This is a genomic window from Chryseobacterium sp. BGARF1, from assembly GCF_001677955.1.
In the GTDB taxonomy this organism is placed as follows: Bacteria; Bacteroidota; Bacteroidia; order Flavobacteriales; family Weeksellaceae; genus Chryseobacterium.
Genome location: NZ_LELA01000050.1, coordinates 1 through 24,158 on the forward strand (window position 1 = coordinate 1; position 24,158 = coordinate 24,158).

General features: G+C 33.9%; 20 protein-coding genes. 11 read left to right on the forward strand and 9 right to left on the reverse strand.

From position 1 onward, the window contains the following. The first annotated feature begins 123 nt into the window (after window positions 1–123). The 6 genes from proS to AB671_RS09830 all read left to right on the forward strand — a co-directional run bounded on the left by proS (window position 124) and on the right by AB671_RS09830 (window position 6,974). Window positions 124–1,599, forward strand: a complete 1,476-nt coding sequence (gene proS / locus AB671_RS09805) for a proline--tRNA ligase (protein ID WP_066675533.1) — start codon at window positions 124–126, stop codon at window positions 1,597–1,599. A gap of 126 nt (window positions 1,600–1,725) precedes the next feature. Continuing rightward, window positions 1,726–3,015 (forward strand): OmpA family protein, encoded by a 1,290-nt coding sequence (locus tag AB671_RS09810; RefSeq protein WP_066675530.1) that lies wholly within the window; start codon window positions 1,726–1,728, stop codon window positions 3,013–3,015. A gap of 124 nt (window positions 3,016–3,139) precedes the next feature. Further along, window positions 3,140–4,462, forward strand: coding sequence for an Nramp family divalent metal transporter (locus AB671_RS09815; RefSeq protein ID WP_228390885.1), 1,323 nt, complete (start codon window positions 3,140–3,142; stop codon window positions 4,460–4,462). 324 nt (window positions 4,463–4,786) lie between these two features. Further along, window positions 4,787–5,323: a nucleotide exchange factor GrpE gene (locus AB671_RS09820; protein ID WP_066675528.1), complete on the forward strand. Its 537-nt coding sequence runs from the start codon at window positions 4,787–4,789 to the stop codon at window positions 5,321–5,323. A gap of 78 nt (window positions 5,324–5,401) precedes the next feature. Then, window positions 5,402–6,520: a molecular chaperone DnaJ gene (dnaJ, locus tag AB671_RS09825; protein ID WP_066675527.1), complete on the forward strand. Its 1,119-nt coding sequence runs from the start codon at window positions 5,402–5,404 to the stop codon at window positions 6,518–6,520. Between the two features lie 103 nt (window positions 6,521–6,623). Further along, window positions 6,624–6,974: a prevent-host-death protein gene (locus AB671_RS09830; protein ID WP_066675525.1), complete on the forward strand. Its 351-nt coding sequence runs from the start codon at window positions 6,624–6,626 to the stop codon at window positions 6,972–6,974. A 74-nt stretch (window positions 6,975–7,048) separates the two neighbouring features. Here the strand turns inward: AB671_RS09830 and AB671_RS09835 are convergent, their stop codons facing one another. Both AB671_RS09835 and AB671_RS09840 read right to left on the reverse strand, forming a co-directional pair. Further along, window positions 7,049–7,966 (reverse strand): acyltransferase family protein, encoded by a 918-nt coding sequence (locus AB671_RS09835; RefSeq protein WP_066680829.1) that lies wholly within the window; start codon window positions 7,964–7,966, stop codon window positions 7,049–7,051. 728 nt (window positions 7,967–8,694) lie between these two features. Further along, window positions 8,695–9,600: a DUF808 family protein gene (locus AB671_RS09840; protein WP_066680190.1), complete on the reverse strand. Its 906-nt coding sequence runs from the start codon at window positions 9,598–9,600 to the stop codon at window positions 8,695–8,697. Between the two features lie 126 nt (window positions 9,601–9,726). On the opposite strand from AB671_RS09840, the gene AB671_RS09845 reads away from it, so the two are divergent. Then, entirely contained in the window at window positions 9,727–10,212 is a 486-nt protein-coding gene (locus tag AB671_RS09845) for a hypothetical protein (RefSeq protein ID WP_066680192.1), read from the forward strand. Between the two features lie 57 nt (window positions 10,213–10,269). Continuing rightward, window positions 10,270–11,130 carry an alpha/beta hydrolase gene (locus tag AB671_RS09850; protein WP_066680194.1) on the forward strand — a complete coding sequence of 287 codons (861 nt, stop codon included), beginning with the start codon at window positions 10,270–10,272 and terminating at the stop codon, window positions 11,128–11,130. Between the two features lie 183 nt (window positions 11,131–11,313). Here the strand turns inward: AB671_RS09850 and AB671_RS09855 are convergent, their stop codons facing one another. From AB671_RS09855 to AB671_RS09870, 4 genes are all read right to left on the reverse strand, one after another. Continuing rightward, on the reverse strand, window positions 11,314–12,030 hold the full coding sequence (locus AB671_RS09855) for a DedA family protein (protein WP_066680196.1): 717 nt from the start codon (window positions 12,028–12,030) through the stop codon (window positions 11,314–11,316). 87 nt (window positions 12,031–12,117) lie between these two features. Then, a complete protein-coding gene (gene prfB / locus AB671_RS09860) occupies window positions 12,118–13,230 on the reverse strand; it encodes a peptide chain release factor 2 (RefSeq protein WP_066680198.1) in 1,113 nt (370 codons plus the stop codon). 244 nt (window positions 13,231–13,474) lie between these two features. Next, the gene (locus AB671_RS09865; protein ID WP_066680200.1) at window positions 13,475–14,434 is read right to left on the reverse strand and encodes a T9SS type A sorting domain-containing protein; all 960 of its coding nucleotides are present in this window, start codon (window positions 14,432–14,434) and stop codon (window positions 13,475–13,477) included. Window positions 14,435–14,803: 369 nt separating this feature from the next. After that, on the reverse strand, window positions 14,804–16,159 hold the full coding sequence (locus AB671_RS09870; RefSeq protein ID WP_066680202.1) for an AAA family ATPase: 1,356 nt from the start codon (window positions 16,157–16,159) through the stop codon (window positions 14,804–14,806). Window positions 16,160–16,335: 176 nt separating this feature from the next. Between AB671_RS09870 and AB671_RS09875 the strand changes: the two genes are divergently transcribed. Together AB671_RS09875 and AB671_RS09880 are read left to right on the forward strand one after the other, a co-directional pair. Next, window positions 16,336–17,238 (forward strand): ABC transporter ATP-binding protein, encoded by a 903-nt coding sequence (locus AB671_RS09875; protein WP_066680204.1) that lies wholly within the window; start codon window positions 16,336–16,338, stop codon window positions 17,236–17,238. A gap of 2 nt (window positions 17,239–17,240) precedes the next feature. Then, a complete protein-coding gene (locus tag AB671_RS09880) occupies window positions 17,241–18,086 on the forward strand; it encodes an ABC transporter permease (protein WP_066680206.1) in 846 nt (281 codons plus the stop codon). 239 nt (window positions 18,087–18,325) lie between these two features. Here the strand turns inward: AB671_RS09880 and pruA are convergent, their stop codons facing one another. The 3 genes from pruA to AB671_RS09900 form a co-directional block, all read right to left on the reverse strand. After that, a complete protein-coding gene (gene pruA / locus AB671_RS09885; RefSeq protein ID WP_066680208.1) occupies window positions 18,326–19,951 on the reverse strand; it encodes an L-glutamate gamma-semialdehyde dehydrogenase in 1,626 nt (541 codons plus the stop codon). A gap of 213 nt (window positions 19,952–20,164) precedes the next feature. Next, on the reverse strand, window positions 20,165–21,268 hold the full coding sequence (locus AB671_RS09890) for a DNA topoisomerase IB (protein ID WP_066680210.1): 1,104 nt from the start codon (window positions 21,266–21,268) through the stop codon (window positions 20,165–20,167). 205 nt (window positions 21,269–21,473) lie between these two features. Beyond that, complete coding sequence (locus tag AB671_RS09900) at window positions 21,474–21,911, reverse strand: DUF6526 family protein (RefSeq protein WP_066680222.1); 438 nt, start codon at window positions 21,909–21,911, stop codon at window positions 21,474–21,476. A gap of 305 nt (window positions 21,912–22,216) precedes the next feature. Between AB671_RS09900 and AB671_RS09905 the strand changes: the two genes are divergently transcribed. Beyond that, entirely contained in the window at window positions 22,217–23,986 is a 1,770-nt protein-coding gene (locus tag AB671_RS09905; RefSeq protein WP_066680225.1) for an aminopeptidase P family protein, read from the forward strand. Window positions 23,987–24,158 lie beyond the last annotated feature (172 nt).

Here is a 24,158-nt window from a genome sequence, read left to right on the forward strand (position 1 = left end):
AAATTATATTTGCATTCTGTACCAAAAATATACCAACTTATTGGTAACAAAAATCTATCAAAAATAGATTTTTATTTTTAGATTACATAATTTTAGAAAAGTTAAAATATTAAAAAAAAATTAATGGCAAAATTAACTTCAAGAAGCGAAGACTACAGCAAATGGTATAATGAATTGGTTGTGAAAGCTGATTTGGCTGAAAACTCAGGCGTGAGAGGCTCTATGGTTATAAAACCATACGGATATGCAATCTGGGAAAAAATGCGTGATGAGATGGACAGAAAGTTCAAAGAAACCGGTCACGTTAATGCTTACTTCCCGCTTTTTGTACCCAAAAGCTTGTTTGAAGCTGAAGAAAAAAACGCTGAAGGTTTTGCTAAAGAATGTGCTGTAGTAACGCATTACAGACTAAAAAACGATCCAGATAATCCAGGAAAATTAATTGTAGACCCGGAAGCTAAATTAGAAGAAGAGCTTATCGTAAGACCAACTTCTGAGGCAATCATTTGGAATACTTATAAAGGTTGGATCCAGTCATACAGAGATTTACCAATTCTTATCAACCAATGGGCAAATGTTGTGCGTTGGGAAATGAGAACCCGTCTATTCTTGAGAACTTCAGAGTTTTTATGGCAGGAAGGTCACACCGCTCATGCCACCAAAGACGAAGCGGTAGAAGAAGCAGAAAAAATGAATAAAGTATATGCAGATTTCGCAGAAAACTTTATGGCAATGCCGGTTGTGCAAGGTTTAAAAACACCTTCAGAGCGATTTGCTGGTGCTGATGAAACGTATTGTATCGAAGCATTAATGCAGGATGGAAAAGCCCTTCAGGCTGGAACTTCTCACTTTTTAGGTCAGAATTTCGCAAAAGCATTTGACGTAAAATTCACCAACAAAGAAGGAAAAATAGAGCACGCTTGGGCAACTTCTTGGGGAACTTCTACACGTTTGATGGGTGCTTTAATTATGACGCATTCTGATGATTTTGGTTTAGTACTTCCTCCAACTTTGGCACCAATTCAGGTGGTCATTGTTCCTATTTTCAAAGGAGAAGAGCAATTAAATCAGATTAGTGAAGTAGCATTGGATATTCAAAATAAATTAAAACTGAAAGGAATTTCGGTAAAATTTGATAATGACACCCAAAATAAACCAGGCTGGAAATTCGCAGAATACGAATTAAAAGGTGTTCCGTTGAGAATTGCGATGGGACCTAGAGATTTGGAAAATGGATCTGTAGAAATCGCAAGAAGAGATAATCTTACGAAAGAAACCCGTTCGTTGGAAGGTTTAGATTCTTACATCGAAGATTTATTGAAAACTATTCAACAGGATATGTACACAAAAGCTTTAAACTTCAGAAAAGATAATTATACGAAAGTAGATTCTTATGATGAGTTTAAAAAAGTTTTAGAAGAAAAACCAGGATTCATCTATGCTCATTGGGATGGAACCGCTGAAGAAGAAGAACAAATCAAACAAGAAACCAAGGCAACCATCAGATGTATTCCTCTGGATGACGATATCGAAGAAGGTGTTTCTTTAGTATCTGGAAAGCCATCAAAAAGAAGAGTTTTATTTGCTAAGGCTTACTAAAACTTTAACATAATAATTATTAAATCTGCAAAAATTTTAAGAATTTTTGCAGATTTTTTTTGAAAATTACAATTTGGATAGATTTTTGTTTAAATTTATCTCACATTAACTTCAAAATAAATTAATATGTCATTAAACATCATTGATCTCATCAAGGGGCAGCTAGGTTCTGCACTTGTTTCTCAGGCTGCATCGCAACTTGGAGAAAGTGAAGCTGGAATTTCTAAAGCCGTTTCTGGTTTACTTCCAGTGATTGTAGGTGGACTAGCCAACAATTCTGACAATCCTGCGGTATTGGATTCTGTTTCCAATGCTTCTTCGCAAGGTGTTTTGGGGAATTTATTAGATACAGCATCTAACAATTCTATGGTTTCAGGACTGCTATCATCAATTTTTGGCGATAAGCTCAGCGGAATTATCAACACCATTGCTACTTACGCAGGAATCAGCAACAATTCTTCATCTTCTTTATTCAATTTAGTAACCGGAGCAACAGTAGGTTCTGTAGGAAAATATGCCGCAGAAAATAATCTTGATAAATCTGGAATCTCTTCTTTATTAAATGATCAGAAAGGAATTGTTTCTACACTTTTACCAGCCGGACTTTCCTTAGCATCATTAAATATCGGAGATTGGGCTAAAGGCTATAAGTTTGATAACGATGCGATCACAAGCCCTCCGCATGACGAACCTAAAGTAGAAGTTACCAGAAGCGTTGCTGATGGCGGTACTTTTCCAAACAATCCTACTCCTTCCGAAGGGGGATCTATCTGGAAATGGCTTCTTCCCTTATTGCTATTAATTGCAGCAGGGTATTTTTTATGGAAACAATGTGAGAAAAAAGAAACAACTACAACAACCACCGTTTCTGGTGACAGCTTAAGTACTGTAAATGATACGATGTCGACACAAAACGACACAACTACAATGACGACCACCAAAGTTGATGAAGATATCGATTTAAACGGAATGGCATTGAAAGGTTATAAAGGTGGACTGGAAGATCAAATGATCACTTTCCTAAAATCTGATGGCTATAAAAATGCAGCAAACGATGACGCTTTAAAGACCAAATGGTATGATTTTGACCACGTAAACTTTACCATCGGAAGTGCAAACACTTTAGAAGCAGGATCTGAAGGACAATTACAAAATTTGGTGGCGATTTTAAAAGCGTATCCCGATGCAAAAATAAAAATTGGAGGTTATACGGATAAAACCGGAGATGAAGCTAAAAACAAAAAGCTTTCTTCTGACAGAGCTCATTTCATTAAAGATTGGTTAGGAAAACAAGGTGTAGGAGCACAAGTTATTGCAGCCGATGGATACGGAAGTGAATTTGCAAAAGTAGACGCTTCAGCTTCTAACGAAGAAAGAGCAATTGACAGAAAAATGTCTGTAAGATTTGCAAAATAATCGTATTTAAAAATATAAATTCAATCCCGAAAAATATTTTTCGGGATTTTTTATGAGAACTTTACGTTCATTTCATTTATTTAATTAAATTTGTTAGTCATTTCTAACAATGACTCAGTTCAATATGAAAAACGCTTGGCGAAAAGATAAAACATCCCACTCATTACCAGAGGTATTCTCTTCTATTTCTATTCCTAAAAAATCAGGTTTTTGGAGGAAATATCTTGCTTTTGCTGGTCCCGGATTAATGGTTGCAGTCGGATATATGGATCCCGGAAACTGGGCAACCGATATTGCCGGTGGATCGCAGTTTGGATATACTCTCCTTTCTGTAATACTTATTTCTAATATTTTTGCAATGGTTTTGCAACATTTGTCTGTAAAATTGGGCGTTGTTGCTGAGAGAGACTTAGCTCAGGCTTGTAGAGATCATTTCAAACCAACTACTAATTTTATTCTTTGGGTATTTTGTGAAATTGCCATCGCCGCCTGCGATTTGGCAGAAGTGATAGGTTCAGCAATTGCCTTAAATTTACTATTTGGAATTCCGCTGACTTGGGGAATCGTCATTACAACGATTGACGTATTAATTATTTTACTGCTTCAGGCAAAAGGTTTCCGCTGGATAGAAAGTATCGTTGCCGGATTAATGTTTATTATTTTAGTTTGTTTCGGGTACGAAATTATCATTTCCAAACCTGAGATCAATGCTATTTTAGGTGGATTAATCCCACAAAAAGAGATTATCACCAATCCCGCAATGCTTTATATCGGAATAGGAATTTTGGGTGCGACCGTAATGCCACACAATTTATATCTCCACAGCAGTATTGTACAGACACGTGACTACACAAGAGACCGAGAAGGTAAAAAAGAAGCCATAAAATTTGCAACTTTAGACAGTACAGTTTCTCTATTATTAGCTTTTTTCATTAATGCTGCTATTTTAATTTTAGCCGCCGCCACTTTTCATACCACAGGAAATGAGCATGTTGCTGATATTCACGACGCTTATCAAATGTTAACTCCTATTTTGGGAGCTTCTATGGCAAGTATCGCTTTTGCAATTGCTCTTTTAGCTTCCGGACAAAATTCAACATTAACCGGGACTCTTGCCGGACAAATTGTAATGGAAGGATTTTTAAATATCAGACTAAAACCTTGGCTGAGAAGATTAATTACGCGACTCATTGCTGTAATTCCAGCATTAATTGTAACCATTATCTATGGAGAACACGGAACGACAGACCTCTTGGTTTTAAGTCAGGTTATTTTGTCGATGCAACTTAGTTTTGCGGTGGTTCCTTTGGTTATATTTACGAACGATAAAGCGAAAATGGGTGAATTTGTTAATAAACCTTTTTTAAAAATCTGTGTATGGGCTATTTCTATCGTTATTATTATTCTAAATCTTTATCTTTTGTATCAAACATTTTTTGGAGATTAGTATAAAAGTGAATAGTCACTTAGTTACATTGTCAATCTTCCTTAGTGAAGGTTGACTACTTTGTTTTTAGCCCGGATTGAACGGCATGTTTGAGCTCTTTTTGCTAAAAAGGAAAGTTAGGGCGCAAAAAAGCGAGTAGTGAAAGCCGGAATAAGCTCCTAAAAATAACATAAATACTATTCAACAAAGTAAAAAAGCTTTTAAAATCATCAATTGATAAATAAGAAAAAATGGCAATGTTAAATTTCTCTAAAGTGACTAAATGTCATTCTTTTCCCTTTGGCAGAATGTTTGTGAAACAACCTTGTAAAAAGTTATTGAAATATGGAAAATAAGGATATCAACGAAGAAAATATCAATAATCAGGAAGAAAACATCACTCAGACTCAAGAAACAGTTGAGGAAAATGTGACAGAAATACCTACCGCAGAAGAACTTTTGGCAGTAGAAAAAGACCGTTACATCAGACTGTACGCTGAGTTTGAAAACTATAAAAAAAGAACATCTAAAGAAAAAATGGAATTTTTCACCTACGCCAATCAGGAAATGATGGTTTCTATGTTGGGTGTTTTGGATGATTTTGAAAGAGCATTGAAAGAAATTGCTAAAAACGGTAACGAAGCCGACCTTCAAGGTGTTGAATTGATTTACAACAAGTTTAAAAACAAACTTACTGAAAAAGGCTTAAAAGTAATGGAAGTAAGAGCGGGAGACGACTTTAATGTTGATTTCCACGAGGCTATTACACAGATCCCTGCACCTTCAGAAGAATTAAAAGGTAAAATTGTAGATGTTATCGAAACAGGATATACTTTAGGTGATAAAGTAATTCGTTTTGCAAAAGTTGTAACAGGAAACTAAAACATAAGCAATGAGCAATCGATAATAAGCAATTTTGAATATTATTGATTACACATTACTAATTACTCATATAAAAAGATGTCAAAAAGAGATTATTACGAGGTTCTTGAGGTAAGCAAATCTGCGAGTGCCGACGAAATAAAGAAAGCATACCGAAAAATGGCTATCAAATTTCACCCAGATAAAAATCCGGGAGATAAAGAGGCTGAAGATAAATTTAAAGAAGCTGCAGAAGCTTACGAAGTTTTAAGCGACGACAACAAAAAAGCACGCTACGACCAATACGGACACGCCGGTGTAGGTGGTGCCGGAGGTTTTGGAGGCGGAGGCTTCGGAGGCGGTATGAACATGGAAGATATTTTCAGCCAGTTTGGAGATATCTTTGGTGGTGGTGGTTTCGGAGGATTTGGTGGCGGCGGTGGTCGTCAACAGGTGAAAGGTTCTAATCTAAGAATCAGAATCAAGCTGAATCTTGAAGAGATGGTGAACGGAACTCAAAAAACTCTTAAAGTAAAAAAAATGAAGATGGCAGAAGGTGCCACTTCAAAAACTTGTCCTACTTGTAACGGAGCCGGAGTTCAAATGAAGGTGATGAATACTATGTTTGGGCAGATGCAAACGCAAACCACTTGTGGAACTTGTCAGGGAATCGGTAAAGTCGCCGATAAAATTCCTGCAGGAGCCAATGCACAAGGTTTAATAAAAGATGAAGAAGAAATTACCATCAACATTCCTGCAGGTGCAAGAGACGGCATCCAGCTGAATGTAAGAGGAAAAGGAAACGATGCGCCATTTGGCGGTATTCCTGGAGATCTTTTGGTGATTGTTGAAGAAGAAGTAGACAACACAATCAAAAGAGAAGGTGATAATCTTCACCAGGAATTATATGTTTCTTTTGCTGAAGCTGCTTTGGGAGCTAAAAAAGAAATTCCTACCGTGGGTGGAAAAGTAAAAATCACTGTTGATCCAGGTACACAATCCGGAAAAATCTTAAGATTAGCAGGAAAAGGGTTACCAAGTATCGATAGCTACGGTAAAGGTGATATGTTTATCCACATCAATGTATGGACTCCTCAAAAACTTACAAAGGAGCAAAAAGACTTTTTCGAGAAACAAATGAACAGCGGAGAAATGGTAGCTGAGCCTTCTGGAAAAGAAAAAACCTTCTTTGATAAAGTAAAAGATTTATTCAACTAAAAAAAAATTAAAAAGGGGCTTTTTAAAGTCTCTTTTATTTTTAAATTTACATCATATTTAATTTGATATATTCCTTTAAAAAGGATATTGTAAAAAATCTCTCATGAACTACAAGCTTGAACTTCGCACACCAGATTCACAACCTAAACTAATCTTCCATGCCATTACTTTTGATACATTCAAAGTGAATATTGTGGAAAGATATGGTGGCGTAAAACCAATATTATGTGATGTTTTATTTAGAGTAAGAACTCTGGATGATCAAATCATCAAAAGAAAAGACGGACACATAAAAATAAGAATTAAAGGGGAAGAGCTTGAAATATATCAAAGATTATTAAAGGTTTTCAAATCTTATGACTATAAAAACCGTCTTATCAGCAGAAGAGATGCTGAGCAGGATTTGGTGCATTTTATTTTGCGAATGGTCATTATTAATTACGAAATGAACTAATCTATACTAAGACTAAGACAACGATATTTTTTTCGTTGTCTTTTTTTATAAAACAAAATAGTCCACTATAAAATTTACAGCAAATACTTCAGTTTTTTATTAAGGTAGACCAAAGCAAAGCTTACCGGAATTAAAATAGCTAAAAAAATAAGGACCTTAAAAGACTCTATTTCTTTGTAAAGATCCGATTTCATGATCAGCGGATGTACAACGTATATTGCAGTTGAAAAACTGGCTAAAATTTTCGAAGTGGTTTTTATATATATTTTTTGACAATACAAAAACAGCAACGGGCTCGCAAAAATTAGAGAAAATAATATATCTGTGCTTTCGATACTGATGTATTTATAGTTTAAAAAAGCCTCGCCAATAACACATAAGATTGATAAAATTACCAGCAGAGACGAGTGTTTATATGTTGAAATATCAATTTTGTGCCTGTTAATTAAAAAGCCAATTGTTAAAAACGGAAAACATACGAAAAGGAAGTTTCGGTAAAGCAGATAATCATTCAAAAGGGAATCTGATTCAGCATTTAAATAATGAAGATTTCCTAAAACCTGAACAACGTATCCAAGCGAGAATAAAATAGCCGTCAAAGCAATCAACAATTTTGAATTTTGGTTTCTTAGTACATAAAGGATTAATCCGGAAAAAAAGGTTCCTATCAAGTACCATAAATGATGATATCCGAAAATAATTGTCAGTAAAATCTCATCATTATCTTTCCAGTAAGAAATGTAAATCAGCATCCAGATTACATACAAAAGAAACGTTCTAAAGAGCCATTTTTTTAGTTTTTTTGCAGTATCGATATGGAAGAAATAAAATCCTGTGATGACTAGAAAGACGGGAACAGCAATTCTAAAAAGTCCGTTCACTAAAAGGTAGCTTAGCAAAGGATGTGTTTCTTTCAGAAAGTTCATGTGCAGAAACACGACAAAGAATGCCAAGATAATTTTTAAAACATCAATTGATAAATTTCTACCCATAATTAAAATCAAACCTTTATTGAAGATTTATATTTTAGCAAAAATAAATATTTAAAATTGATTAATAAGTCCAATTATTCACTGTTTATTTTCAAAATAAAAAGAAGTAAGCAGATTAATTCATATTAAAAAGAAAACTTTAATGTTTGTCCGCAGTTTCTCATATCTTATTACTTCTTGTATTTCTTTGCTAAGTTTACGCCTTTGCATAACTTTAAAACGGTCAAAATTTTAATATTCTTTGTTTGTCTTTGCGTTAGTAAAAAACGGACATTCATTAAAACTTTAGATAAAAAAATTGTTTAAACTTTTTGTTTAACCACAAAAGAGGCAAAAGATTTAGATATTTCTTTTTAAAGTTAATGAGTAAGTAGGTTAAAACAATTAACAATATATTTTTGGGCAGCTATTCCGCCCTCCGTTCCCAATCTTTTTTGCCCTCGTTTTTCCAGCCGCAAAAAAGGATTTCCACTCAGGTCGGGCTGCAATCATATTGCTTTTCAAAATGTATGGTTTAATTATTATTAATACTTATAAAGAAAAAGTACACAAAAACTCTTTAAAAATTTTTGATTTTTATTCTTTTGAAAATTTTAATTATCTAATAATAGCTTTATGATTATCTTTTGTTCCTTTTGCGGTTAAATCTCAAATTAGTTTAAACAGACTTAAAATTAAAATCCTGCTCCAGAAAACTGAAGCAGGATTTTTTTATGAAAATCTAACAATTATTTCTTTGTTGCTAATGAATAAATTTTCTTTCCACCGGTAATTAAAAACAAAGCAATCAATCCGCCTGCTAAACCGAAAAGAACTTGTTTCAGAACTTCATTCCAGGTTGGTAATGCATGATGAAGCTGGTCGATATTATGATCAAAAATTCCACCTGCAACCAAAATCAATGCGATAGTTCCGATAATCCCTAAAGATTTGATGACCCAAGGAAGCGCTTTCACAAGCAAATGCCCCAATTTACCAAAAAGGCCTTTATCATTACTTTTTTTAATTAATTTAAAACCAGCATCATCCATTCTTACGATCAATGCTACAATTCCGTAAACTCCCACTGTTGCAATAATTGAAACGATGGAAACGGTAACAATCTCTACAAGAAAAGGATCAAATTCAGATTTTAAAGCATGATATCCATCTTTTGCAGCAGCTAATGCAATTATAACAATCTCAAGAGACAAGATAAAATCAGTAGTAACTGCAGATTTCACTTTAGCTTTTTCTACAGCCTCACCGTCTTCTTCAACATCCTGGGCTTCTTCGATTACCTCGTGTCCTTTTTTATCTCTATGAAATAAAAATTCAACAATTTTTTCAACACCTTCATACGCCAAATAAAATCCTCCAATAATAAGAATGATTTTTATAGCAGGTGAATACAGCCATTCCAGCAGGAAAACAAAAGGAACAATAATCAGTTTATTGATAAATGAACCTTTCATAATTTTCATTAATACAGGAATTTCCCTTGAAGAAAGGAAACCTGTGGCTTTTTCTGCGTTTACCGCTAAATCATCGCCCAAGATACCTGCTGTTTTTTGGGTTGCAATTTTACTTGTTACAGCAACATCATCCATCAAAGCAGCGATATCATCTAAAATCGCAAAAAAACCAGACGCCATAGTATTTTAATATTTTTTTAATAAGTGTTAAGTCTTACAAAAATATAGATTTAATTTGGTTTTTAAAGGCTTATAATCTTAATAATTATTCATTTAAATTAAAGCGTTTTCTTTAATTTTACTTCAATGAAAATATATTTAGTTTTCCTCCTTACTATTTTCTCGCAAATAGTATTTGCTCAGATAAATGATGGCAACATCCGATTAAAAACTTTGCAAAAATCAAACATTGGTAAAAACTATGTCTATGGAAAATGGAATGAAAAAGGCGGAATGGAGACCCACTTAACATATTTAGGAAATGTAAAAACTAAAAAAGGAAAAACTTATAAAATTATGACCTCTGTATGGCTTTGGGGATTGTCAAGGAGAGCGACTAATAAGATCTTAATTTTTAATAATCTGAATCAATATATCGGAGAATATAGTGTAACAATGATTTCAGATTTACCTAAGAAATTAAAAAATGGAATATTGATATTTGAAAATAAAAATAATGATTGTGATCAAAAAGTTTCATCAAAAATTAATTTTAAAAACGGTATTCCAAAAGAATTTTTCCGAGAATGTAAAAAAGGCTCTGGTGACATTTATGAGTTCTATAGTTTTTAAGAATAAAATCATCTTTGTTTGTCATCATAAAAATCAAATTCTCCTTACCTTTACTCTATGAAAAAGCTGATTCTCAATTACCATTTTTTTGTTTTAGGATTGATTGGTTTGGTATTAAATTCATGCAATTCAAAATTCAGGGTTTGGGTGGGAAAAGACAGTCAGAAAATTTATAATCTGAAATATGGTGAACACAAACGTCAGAAAATGGATGTTTTTCTTCCCGCAGATTATCCGCAAGATTCTCCCGTTATTTTAATTGTTCACGGTGGTGCATGGAAATATGGCAGAAAGGAACACATGATTCAAATTCAGAAAATGCTTTTTGAAAATAATATTCCAAGCATTAATATGAATTACCGCTTGGTTTCAAAACATCTCACGTACAAAGAGCAATTGGAAGACATCAATTCTGTGATTGAAAAATTTAACGCACTTTCAGAAAAATCGGAACTGCTACCCAATAATTATATTTTATTAGGTGAAAGTGCAGGCGGTCATTTAGCATTGCTTTACGGTTATCAAAATCCTGATAAAATCAAGAAAATCATTTCTCTCAGCGGACCGACAGATTTTTATTCTCATGAATATTTAAAGTCATTTTATTCAAAATATACTTCAGGAACGATTCAAAAAGTGGTGGGAACTAAATTTGACCGCAAAAATTTGTCTGAGGATTTTCAAAAAGCCAGTCCGGTAGCGAATGTGACGAATGTTCCAACGCTTTTATTTCAGGGAAATCAGGATTTTTTGGTGAATCAGAAACAGGGTTTAGCATTAGATTCTGTTTTAACGAAGATGAATATTCCTCATAAATTCGTATTTATGGATAAGACCGGTCACGCACCGAGATTTTTCAATAAGAAAAAAAGAGACAGCATCATCTATCCGAATATTTTGGAATGGATCAGGAATTAAAATTCAATTCTTTTTTTAATTCTTTAAATCTTTTTCTCTCGCTGATTATGCAGATTCCGCAGATAATTTGTGCTAAAAATCTAGCCAATTTGTAGAATCTTTACGCTAAATTATGGTGCGTTTTTTAGAAGCAAAAAAAATAACCCGCAAAAATTGCAGGTTATTTTCTATATTTTAAATTGATTATTTTTCTTTGTCAATCAAATCATCCAGAACCTCATCTTCCAGTTTCGGATTTCCTTTTGGTGCTCCAAACATAAATTTAAGAACAACAGGCACAGTCGTAATTAAAACAATTACAATAATAATAAACTCAAGTTTTTCTTTCAGATTGATGCCAAACTGATCTAAGAATAACTTATCCAAGTAATGTCCTGCAAAAATCAAACTGAAAGACCAAAGAATACCTCCAATGATGTTATCACGAACGAAAGATTTTTTGTCCATCTTCACAATTCCTGCTACAATTGGCATAAAAGTTCTTACCACAGGTAAAAATCTTGCCATAATAATTGCTAAAGCTCCGTTTTTTTCAAAAAAATCATGTGCCTGGTAAAGGTATTTTTTCTTGAAAAGCATGGTATCTTTTTTCTTGTATAAAGCCGGACCTGTTTTGCTTCCGAACCAATACCCTACCTGATTACCTACAATCGCAGCAAAAGCTACTGCGCTTGCCAAAATGGTGGTATCTAAAAAGTCACTCCCTGTAGAACCAAATGTTTTAGAAATAATGTCTACTGCATAAATTCCTGAAACAAAAAGCAGTGAATCTCCCGGAAGGAAAAACCCTACAAACAAACCTGTTTCGGCAAATATGATAAACAATATTACCCAAAACCCACCCATGTTGATATAAAACTCAGGGTTTAATAAATCTCTCCAACTATTGAATTCTTCCATATGTAATGATGATGAACAAAAATAAGCTTAATAAAATTATGCTGAAAATATATTAGCATATTTTAACAAAAATGTAAACATGATTTTCTATAGGTCGAAATCATCGTCCGAAACCGCCGTTCCATCGGCCATAAGAAACGCTTTAAGGAATGGCGTAAGATTTCCGTTCATCACTCCATCAACATCTGATGTTTCGTGACCCGAACGCACATCTTTTACCAATTTGTAAGGATGCATCACATAATTTCGGATCTGACTTCCCCACTCGATTTTCATTTTGTTGGCCTCAATTTCGTTTCGGGCTTTCAGACGTTCTTCCAATTCCATTTCATATAGTCTGGATTTCAAAAGCTGCATTGCTTTTTCTTTATTCTGAAGCTGAGAACGTGATTCTGAGTTTTCGATGATAATTCCTGTCGGTGCGTGACGAAGACGAACCGCAGTTTCTACCTTGTTTACGTTTTGTCCACCCGCTCCGGAACTTCGCATGGTTTCAAATGAAATATCTGCAGGGTTGATGTTGATCTCGATCGTATCATCCACCAAAGGATAAACATAAACAGAAACGAAACTGGTATGACGTTTTGCATTAGAATCAAAAGGAGAAATTCTTACCAGTCTGTGAACGCCATTTTCACCTTTCAAATATCCAAAGGCATATTCACCATCGATTTCTAAGGTTACGGTTTTCACACCTGCAACTTCGCCTTCCTGATAATTCAGTTCTTTTATTTTATAGCCCTGTTTTTCCGCCCACATGTTATACATTCTCATCAGCATTGCAGCCCAGTCACAACTTTCGGTTCCACCCGCTCCTGCCGTGATCTGAAGCACCGCTGAAAGCTCATCGCCCTCATTAGAAAGCATGTTTTTAAACTCCAGATTTTCTATTTTCTCTAATAATACTGGGAAGGCTTCATCTAATTCTTTTTCAGAATCAGGGTCTTCTTTTGCAAACTCAAGCAAAACCTGCAAATCCTCAAACTGAGTATTGATCTCTTCATATTCTTCTACCCATTTTTTCTTGGAACGAAGTTGTTTTAGAAAAACCTCAGCCGTTTTAGGGTTGTCCCAAAATTCCGGAGCTGCCGTTTTTTCGTCATCATTAGATATCTCTATCTTCTTTTTATCAATTTGAAGATATTTATGAAGGTCTTCAATTCTAGATTGAATTTCTTTTATCTGGTCGTTATTAATCAAAACTAAAAAATTTGAAAAGCAAATTTACGGATAAAATCACGAGTTTGGGTAATGTTAAAAAACTAATTAGAGGTTTACAAAATTAGCTTCAAATACTTTAATTTTTAATGTTAAGAAACAAAGCATTTAATGAAACGTATCATTAGTTTATAAAAGCAAAAACAAGCCGATTAATTAAAACCGGCTTGTTCCACAATGATTTTCGTGTAAATTATATAATAATCAAAGTGAAAAAAACTCCAAATTAATGTTTAACAACTTTCTGAGAAGTTGAAGTCCCGTTCTTATTTTTAAGAACAAGAATATAGTTGCCTTTATCTAAGAATGAAAGGTCTAATTTTAATTTTGGCTGAATATTTCTCTTAACAGTCTTACCTGAAAAATCTAAAATATCGATAGAGACCAAATCTGAAATATTTGCTAAATTCAATTCATTTGAAAAAGGATTTGGGTAAACTGATTGTTCTTTAGCCTTTTTAAGATCTGAAACAGAAAGCTGAGCAACCTGTGCAGAAACTCCAAATACATTGATCACCGTTACCGCTGTAGAAGTTTTTTGAACAGTAATAGAAGTAATTAATTTACTTTGATTGGCTGCATTTATCGCTAATGAGATCTGATAAATTCTTGGGTTTGTTCCACCTGCTGCATCTAAAGCATTGGAAGCTCTGTTGATCCTACCGATTCCCTGAATGGCAGCACTTGTTCCGCCATACCAGTCTTGAAAATTTGTAGCGGCAAAAACCTGTGTTGTTCCATCTTGAAAATTAACGGTAATATCTCCTGTAGAAGGCCCGCTTCCACTTACGGCAAGTACATATAGATTATTGGCTGCTGTTGGTGTTGATAAAGTAAGTGTACCTATATCATTTGCATTGGGAAGTCTTAAAGAATTATTTGCAGAGTAAGAAGCCAATTGGTAAGTTAATCCACTGGTTGTTGCTACAGCAGAAGTAATCAAACCATTTTCCGGCAAGCCATACGTTAAAGCGGAAGCGGAAGAATTTACTTTGAAATCTCTAGACATATAAGCAAAATTATCGGTGTCTTTATCTAAGCTCATTGTTGTAGAATTCAGAGACGGACCAACTCCGTTTGCAATCACATCTGCATTAAATCCTGAAACCGCTAATGTTTGATAAGATTGTGCATTTATCTGAGTAAAAGCCAAGATTACCCCAAGAGAAAATAGTTTTCTTTTCATAAGTTTTTATATTAATGTTGATAAGTTTTTGAAAATGAGTTAGTTTCTTCATCAGAATCAAAAAGATGAACAAATATATAAGATGACCTGTGAAAAGCGCTACTCTGAGCATAGAAAGTACATACTCAACACATACTCACACCGCATAGAATTGCTTATATGACAACATTTAAGAAACATTAAATAATTCACAACAATTAATACAATCATAAAAAACAAAAAAACAACATAAAAACAATCAATATCATGAAAAATTAATAATGATAAAAAAGTAGCAATTTAGAAATACTTACAGCATTAAGTTTGAGACAAAAAAAATCCACTACTATTTAAAAGTAATGGAAATTCATATTTTTACAAAAGGTAGATTTATTTCTCTTTTTCGTCTTCATCATTATGCTGAAACCCAATTTCACGTCTCGGAATTTCAACTTCCTGATAAGTCTCGAGCTCAGACTTCAAAGCATGAATCCTCATTTGAAAATCATCCAGATTATTGATAATAACATCATTTAAAAACTGGGCAATTTGATTAAGATACTCTTCCGTTAATTTTGCAGCAGCATCACGCAAAGCACCATTGAGAAGAGTTTCATCAATTTTCAATTTTTCATCTTTCGTTCGTTGGTAACGGTTTTTAATTCTCTTTTTTAAGCTTTGGGTAAAATCGATAAGCATTGTATTGCTGAAAACTTTCATTTTTGCAACAGTTTCTGTCCAAAAAGGAATTTTATCTGCTTTATTATTTTTAAGAATTTTAAAAAGAAGAGAATCTTTATCCAAATTTTTGGTCATTGAATACAAAATAATCTCTGATCTTTCGGCAGCATTCGGCGGGAAAACAGGAATAACAACATCAAATCTTCCGGGTGCAAGAATTTCTTCGTTAATGTCAACAACAGAATTAGCAGAACCAACCATCAACACTCCTTCGCTTTCAAATTTTGAAACATGATGAAGAATAATCTCCTGAGTTTCAAGATTGCAGGAAGCTACACTATTTTCAGCATTTCTTTCCATCATAATTTCATCAAAATCTTCAAGGAAAAGCAAAACTTTATCTTCCTTCATCATCGATACCAAAAAATCATTGAAGTTGGTTTGATTTCCGTCGATGAATGAAGTTCCTAAATAATGTTTTTTAACTTCTTTAAATTTATAATTAATGATTTCGGCAATTTTATTCGCCCAAAATATTTTTCCGCTTCCTGGAGGTCCATACAAAATAATTCCTGCAGGTTTGTGAATTCCCCAGTCTTTGGTTTGCTGAGGATTTAAAAACGGTTCTAAAACATCGGAAATATAAAAGAAAAGATCTCTGTAACCAATGAAATCTCTTTGCTGAAGCTTGGTTTTATTCCCAAAATAATTGTAGACAAATTTATAATTTCCACCTAATTTCTGATCGATCCCGTAACTTGAAATAGAAGAACGAAATAATCCGTTATCAAAAATATTTGACGGGCTTTCTTCAATGGCTTTTTCTATTTTTTCTTTGGGCTGATTGATGGTTTCTGCAATTTGCTCAACGGTTTTGTTTTCATCCAGATCCTTTTCATATAGTTTTAAAAAATCTACATTTTCACGGGCAAATTTTTCAAAATCTTCTTTCACTTCAAATTGAGTCGAAATACAATCAATCAAATCAAGATCAAAATCCTGAATAAACTGCTTGATAGATTCTGCGGAAACATTTAATTCTTTTGCAAGTTCAATTAACTTCATACCAACATCTTTTAAATCAAATTTAATGAAAAAAATTGGTTGTTAGTTATTTGTTGTTAGCTAAAAGTATTCATCATTCATCATTCATCATTCATCATTCATCATTTATATTAAAATTAATCTTCTTTGTAACATTTCACAAAAAAGAGAAACTCATAGTACATACAATATACTACATGGAAAAAATTTTATCAGTAAAGAATCTGACGAAAAAATTCAAAAGAGTCGTAGTCAACAATATTTCTTTTGATGTGGAAAGAGGTAATGTTTACGGTCTTCTTGGTCCCAACGGAAGTGGAAAATCTACCACTTTCGGGATGCTTCTTTCAACCATTAATCCCACAAGCGGCGACTGGTTTTGGTTTGGACAAAAAGGAACAACTCCTGAAACGCTTAAAAAGATCGGAGCCATTATTGAACAACCCAACTTCTACCCTTATTTAAGTGCAGAAACCAATCTGAAAATTGTTGCCGAAATTAAAGGAACTCCTTTTTCGAGAATTGATGAAGTTTTAAATACAGTAAAGCTTTTAGAAAGAAAAAAAGATACGTTTAAAACCTTTTCTTTGGGAATGAAGCAACGTTTGGCAATCGCTTCTGCTTTGCTCAACAATCCTGAAGTTTTGATTTTGGATGAACCTACGAATGGTTTAGATCCTGAAGGAATTATTCAGATCAGAGAAATTATCGGGACTATTGCAAAACAAGGAATTACCATCATTATTGCGAGTCACCTTTTAGATGAAATCGAAAAAATTTGCAGCCATGTAATTGTCTTAAAAGAAGGAAACGCTATTTATTCTGGACTTGTGGATGAAATTACCAGCAACCAAGGCTTTTTTGAATTGAAAGCAGATAATAATACTGCTCTTTTGAGTGCTTTGGAAGAACTTCAATGGTTTACTTCAGTTACGGCAGACGGTGAACTGATAAAGGCACAGGTTCGTGATGATGCGTCGATTTCTGCATCGGCATTAAACCAGAAACTTACTGAAAAAGGTATTTTCTTGTCACACTTAGCTAAGAAAAAACAATCGCTTGAAAACCAATTCCTTGAACTTGTAAAAAACACTAATTAATCATGATGAAATTATTAAAATTAGAATATTATAAAAATCTGAATTATACGCCGTTTAAGGTTTTTACCATAATGTATTTTGCTATTTTGGTAATCTTTCTTTGTATTGGTTTAATTGATCTGAAACTTTTTGGAGACACCATCAATTTAAAAGAACAGGGAATGTATAACTTTCCTGAAATATGGAACTTCACCACATATATTGTAGCATTATTAAAAATATTTTTAGGACTAATTATCGTTTTCTCAATCTGTCAGGAATTCAGCAACAGAATGTTTAAGCAGAATACAATTGATGGTTTAAGCAGAGAAGAATTTATTGGTTCAAAATTACTAACGATTGGTATTTTCACTCTAATCTCAACAATTATTGTATTTGCTATTACTTTGTTTTTAGGTCTAAAATATTCAAAAACTACAGAATCAGCATTGGTTTATAAAGAAATGTTTTTCATCGGAAATTATTTTCTTAAGCTATTTGCATTCTTTTGTTTTTTAATGTTTTTATCTATTTTATTAAGAAAATCAATCTTTGTTTTCCTTGCATTTTTTGTAATATGGATAGGAGAATCTATTCTTGGTGGAATTGAAACTTATAGTAAAGTAGCAGGAACACAGGCTGCTCAGCGAAACGAAATTCTACAACATGAATTTTTCTTTAGCAAACTTTTTCCTTTGGAAAGCATGTCTAATTTAATTCCTAATCCAATGTTGAGGCTAAATATGGCTAAAGCCTTTGGTTTAAAGTATGAGTTTACTTACCCAACTGAAAGCCTTATTGCTTGTCTGGTTTGGTGTGCTTTATTTATTGTAGGATCTTATTTGATTCTAAAGAAAAGAGACTGGTAAATTTATTTTACATATTATTCAAAATTAAAAGTGATTCATTTGAGTCACTTTTTTTTGTTTTACTTATTATTTCATCGGGTTTTACCCGATGCTTTGATAAATCGTCCTTTCAGGACTCTTCCATTCAAAATATTTAATTTTATATCTGATGCCTTAAAATAAAAAAGCTCCGAAACACAAAGTTCCGAAGCTATATGTATAGAGGCAAAAATTACTCATTGCCTATTATTCATTACTTATTAACCAAGATATGGGTATTTGTAATCTTTAGGAGAAACAAAAGTTTCTTTGATAGATCTTACAGAAGTCCATCTTAGTAAGTTCATTTTAGAACCCGCTTTATCGTTTGTTCCTGAAGCTCTACCTCCACCGAAAGGCTGTTGTCCAACAACTGCACCAGTTGGTTTGTCATTGATATAGAAGTTTCCTGAAGCATTTTCCAATGCTTTGAAAGCTTCGTTTACAGCATATCTATCTTGCGCAAATACAGAACCTGTCAATGAATAAGGAGAAGAAGAATCAACAACTTTTAAAGTCTCAGACCAGTCTGCATCTTCATAAACAAAAACAGAAAGAATAGGTCCAAAAATCTCTTCCACCATACTTTCGTACTGAGAATCTGTAGTTTCAATAACTGTTGGATATACGAACCAACCTTTAGAATCATCAGTTTTACCACCGATCACAACGTTTGCAACATCTGAAGCATTTGCTCTGTCGATATAACCTTTACACTTTTCGAAAGAATTTTTATCAATCACTGCATTCACAAAGTTTGAAGGGTCTTCCGGAGAACCTACTTTAATTGAAGCAATTTGAGTTTCCATTACTTTTTTCACATCAGCCCAAAGAGATCTAGGAATATATGCTCTTGAAGCTGCTGAACATTTTTGTCCTTGATATTCGAAAGAACCTCTTACCAAACCTGTTGCTACAGCTTCTACGTTTGCAGAAGGATGCGCAATGACAAAGTCTTTTCCACCAGTTTCACCAACAATCCTTGGGTACGTTCTGTAGTTGTGAATATTGTCGCCGATCATTTTCCACATTCCCTGGAAAACTTTTGTAGATCCTGTAAAATGAAGTCCTGCAAAATCTCTGTGAGCCATTACTTTCTCAGCAGTTTCTTTTCCGTCTGTAAAGATCATGTTAATAACCCCCGCAGGAAGACCCGCTTCTATTAAAACATCCATAATTACTTTTGCAGAATAAATCTGTTTATCTGAAGGTTTCCAAACTACAACGTTTCCAAGCATTGCCATACAAGTGGGCAAGTTTCCTGAAATTGCTGTAAAGTTGAACGGAGTTACTGCAAAACAGAATCCTTCCAACGGTCTGTACTCTACTCTATTCCAGATTCCTGCATCAGAAACCGGCTGCTCAGAATACATTTCTGTCATAAATTCTACGTTGAATCTCAAGAAATCGATGAATTCACAAGCTGCATCAATTTCAGTCTGATGAACGTTCTTAGACTGTCCAATCATTGTTGCTGCATTAATCACGTCTCTATAAGGTCCAGCTAAAAGATCAGCTGCTTTTAAGAAAATTGCAGCACGGTGCTCCCAACCTAAGTCATTCCACGCTTTTTTTGCCGCTAAAGCAGTATTGATTGCATCATCTACATGCTGCATCGTTCCTTTGTGATAAAAACCGAAATCATGTGCATGATCTTGTGGAGACTGAAGCTTTACAGTATCACCTGTTTTTACTTCTTTACCATTGATTACCATTGGGATTTCTATCTTTTCTGCCCACATTTTTTTGTAAGTTGCAAGAAGAGATTTTACTTCTGCTGATCCCGGTTCGTAAGAAGTTACCGGCTCATTTACTGCAAATGGTACTTGCGAAATTGCTTTTGACATATGAGTTGTATTGTTTAATTTTTGCTTTTTACAAATTTACAACATTTAAAATTTATTTTGAAGAATTCTGAATGCTGAATTTTTCTTTGAAAGTGAAAAGTCAATTATCAATTTTGCTTTGCAAGCGAAGAGTGAATTTTAAATGATTTCAGTTTAAATTTTAGTCAAAAAAAATGATAAACAAAGCGAAGTGACCTTCTACGATTTACTTTTTTACATCTTTTCCTTTTCCAAAATTTTTAAAACCAATTTCTCTTCCTGTGTCAAATCTGCTTTACCATCGTTTTCTTCAATGACTTCAATTTGGTCTAGGTATTTTTTTATAGAATTATTTTCGTAAAGATTAATAATTAAAGGATGTACGTAATATTTTCGGCAAACCGTACTTGTATTTCCCAGATGTTCTGCAACAATATCTAAAGCAGCCTTCACTTTCTTTTTGTATTGCGAATTATTTTCAGCATAACCGATTTCTTTAAACGCAATTAAAGCATTCACCGTTCCTGACCAGGTTCTGAAATCTTTAGCTGTAAAATCTTCACCGCTTATTTCTTTAATATATTCATTCACCATTCCCGAATCCACAGAATGCCTGTTTCCCTCGCTATCAAAATATTGAAACAGTTCTTTTCCGGGAATTTCTTTGCATTTCATAATTAACCTTGCCAATCTCTTACTTTTGAGTTTGACATCGTGCATTACTCCTTTCTTCCCTTTAAATGAAAAATTAATTTTTTGCCCTTCTACTTTTACGTGTTTTCCCTTTAAAGTAGTCAAACCAAAAGAACCGTAGAGTTTTTCGTAAATATTATTACCGATACGAATGTTGGTACGTTGCATTAAACTGACAATTAAAGCCAGAATTTTTCGCTTTTCAAAATTTCTTAAGGCTAAATCTTTCTCAAGTTGCAGACGAATTTTTGGTAAAACGTAACCAAACTGAAGCATTCTGTAAAATTTGGTATGATTTCTCAATGCACTCCAAAGAGAATGATAACGATATTGTTTTCTATTTTTAACATCAAAACCTGTTGCCTGAAGATGACCATTGTCTAAAGCACAGATCCAGACATTTTCCCAAGCCGGCGGAATTACCAAGCTATTAATCCTTGCAATTTCATTCTTACTTTTAATTTTTTCGCCGTCTTTAAAATACAGATATTTTTTGCCTCTTTTTCTACGAATAATTCCGGAAGTTTCTGCATCGGAAGTGTAAATAAGATTCACCGCCTTTGCAGAAGCTACCGGATCTTTCATAATTTTTACAATCTTTGAAGGCTTAAGATGAGAAATAATCTCTAAGTCTGATTGTTCCATAAAAATTGGTTAAGAGTTCTTACCCCGCGAAAAAAGCCATAATAAAATACCGACCACTCCGACAACTAAAATAATCCCCCACCACATTCCGGCCTTAAAGATCGTTTCCACTGCTTCGCAGCTTGTAAGTAGCATTAAACTAAGAATAGTCATGCTGTATAAGGTCCACTTTTTCATAGTAATATAATTTAGGTTGTTAATTATTTTAAATTCGATGAAGATCGGCTCTCCATTTTTTTATAGATCTTTTGATCTGATCTCCCGAAATATTTTCGTTCAAAGCTTTATATAAGAGTTCTTTAAATTCTTCATCATAAGCGAATCTCAAAGCAGCGATTTGTCCGAAACTCAGTTTTTCTTCTACCTCATCTGATCTTTTATTGAATAATTCAAAATATCTTTGCTTAAATTCCAGTCTTACCAAACGGTTTTGAAGTCCTAATGCATAATGTTGACGCAGCATAAGAGCTAAATAGAGCATTAAAAATATTACAACAGAAAACAGCAACCATAACAGTTGGTTTTCGGAATCTGCAAAGAGCTTATAAACTCCAAAGATTTCTGCAATAAGCAACAATGGCAGATAAATAAAATGATGTGGCGGATAAAATTTTCGGTGGTTATTATAGTTTTGCGTTCCCATGTTGCTGATACTGCAATAATCTTTCCAAAAAATAAATTTTCCGTAATGAAGAGCGCGATGTGGTATGTAAAAAGGCTGGATGTTTGATGAGGGAAGTTGGAAGTAGTTTCTCGTTTCTTTATGTCTACATAGTCATTATTGAATTAAAAAAATTCTAAAAAAAATCAAAAATCTAATTTTGTATTCCTAATTAACTTCCCTCTCCCAGCTTCCCACATCCAACAAATCCGTTCAAAATTTGTACAGTTTTTAATCTTAAAATCAGCATTAATTCGTAACTTTCCATCTTTAAAATTGATAGAAAAATGACTTCAAAGGAAAAAGTAGCTGCGCTTCGTGATGAAATGCAGAAAAATAATGTTGATGCATTTATAGTTTATTCTGCAGATCCTCACATGAGCGAATATTTACCTGAAGAATGGCAAGAAAGAGCCTGGCTTTCAGGTTTTCTTGGTTCTGCAGGTTTTGTGGTAATTACTAAAGATAAAGCCGGACTTTGGACAGACGGAAGATATTTCACTCAGGCTCCAATTGAATTGGCTGGTTCAGGAATCGACCTTTTCAAAGATGGAATGGAAGGCACACCCAATTACATCGACTGGATTATCTCTGAAATTCCTGCTAACGGAAAAGTGGCAGTCAATGCTTTAGCGACTTCACATTCAAACTGGGAACTTTTATCCCAAAAACTGAATGCCAAAAATTTAACTTTAGTTGATTCTCCTTTATTAAAAGAAGTCTGGAAAGAAAGAGGAACCCCTTCAAAAAATCCAATTTTTGTACATCCGCTTGACAGAGCAGGAAAATCTGTTACCTATAAAATTTCTGCAATTCGTCAAAAAATGGAAGAGCAGGAAGTTACCGTTCATGTCATCTCAAGTCTTGATGATGTTGCATGGACCTTGAATTTAAGAGGAAGTGATGTAGAAAGCAATCCTGTATTTTTAGGATATATTTTAATTACTAAAAATGATGCAATTTTGTTTACAGATCTCGAAAAAATGGAGGTTGAAGCAAGAAAACAAATGGATGAATCATTCGTAAAAATGATGCCTTACGAAGAATTCTACAATCATCTTAGAACGATTAAAAACGAAAACATTTTAGTCTCACCAAACAGCAACCAATCGATTTTTGAAGCTTTAAAAATTGACAATAAATTTGTAAAAGCTGCCGTTCCTGGAAATCTGATGAAAGCTCAGAAAAATGAGACAGAGCTGGAAGGTTTCAGAAAAGTAATGGTGAGAGACGGTGTTGCGATGGTAAAATTCCTTTACTGGTTAACTCACAATGCAGGAAAAGAGGCAATGAACGAATATTCTATTGGTAAAAAACTGAGAGAATTCCGTGCTGCAGGCGAAAATTTTGTGGGTGAAAGTTTCGGAAGTATTATTGGATACAAAGATAACGGTGCAATGATGCACTATTCTGCTAAAAGCGAGGGAAGCAAAGAAGTGACCAACGACGCAAGCATTTTGGTTGATTCTGGAGGTCAATATTTAGAAGGAACAACAGATATTACAAGAACTTTAGCTTTGGGAGCGGTTTCTGAAGAGTTTAAAACCAACTCTACTTTAGTTTTACAAGGAATGATCCGTTTATCGATGGTGAAATTTCCAAAAGGAACAAGAGGTGTTCAGCTTGACGCGATTGCAAGACTTCCTTTGTGGATGCAAGGAAAAGACTATAATCACGGAACAGGTCATGGTGTCGGAAGCTTTATGAACGTTCACGAAGGTCCTCAAAATATCAGAAAAGATATGAATCCGCAGGAACTTTTGGTTGGAATGGTCGTTTCAAATGAGCCTGGTTATTATTTGGAAGGCGATTATGGGATTCGTCATGAAAATCTGATTGCTGTAAAAGAATCTGAAACTACAATTCACGGTACATTTTATGAGTTTGAAACATTAACTTTCTGCCCGTTCTTTAAAAATGATATTGTAAAAGAAATTCTTTCTGGGGATGAAATCAACTGGTTAAATTCTTATCATAAAACGTGTGAAGAAAAAATCGCACCATATTTAGAAGGTGAAGTAAAAGAGTGGTTCTTTTCACTTGTGAGCCCGCTTTAAAAGAATACAATTATTCTGATACAAATTATACTAATCGTCCTGCAAAGAAATTCGCAGGACGATTTTTCTATTTTACACAACCGTATTTTTACGGTATTATTTATGGGGGATATCCTGATGGAAAGTAAATTCTTATCAACTATTTTTGTGCTTACAAAACCGATCACAGTTA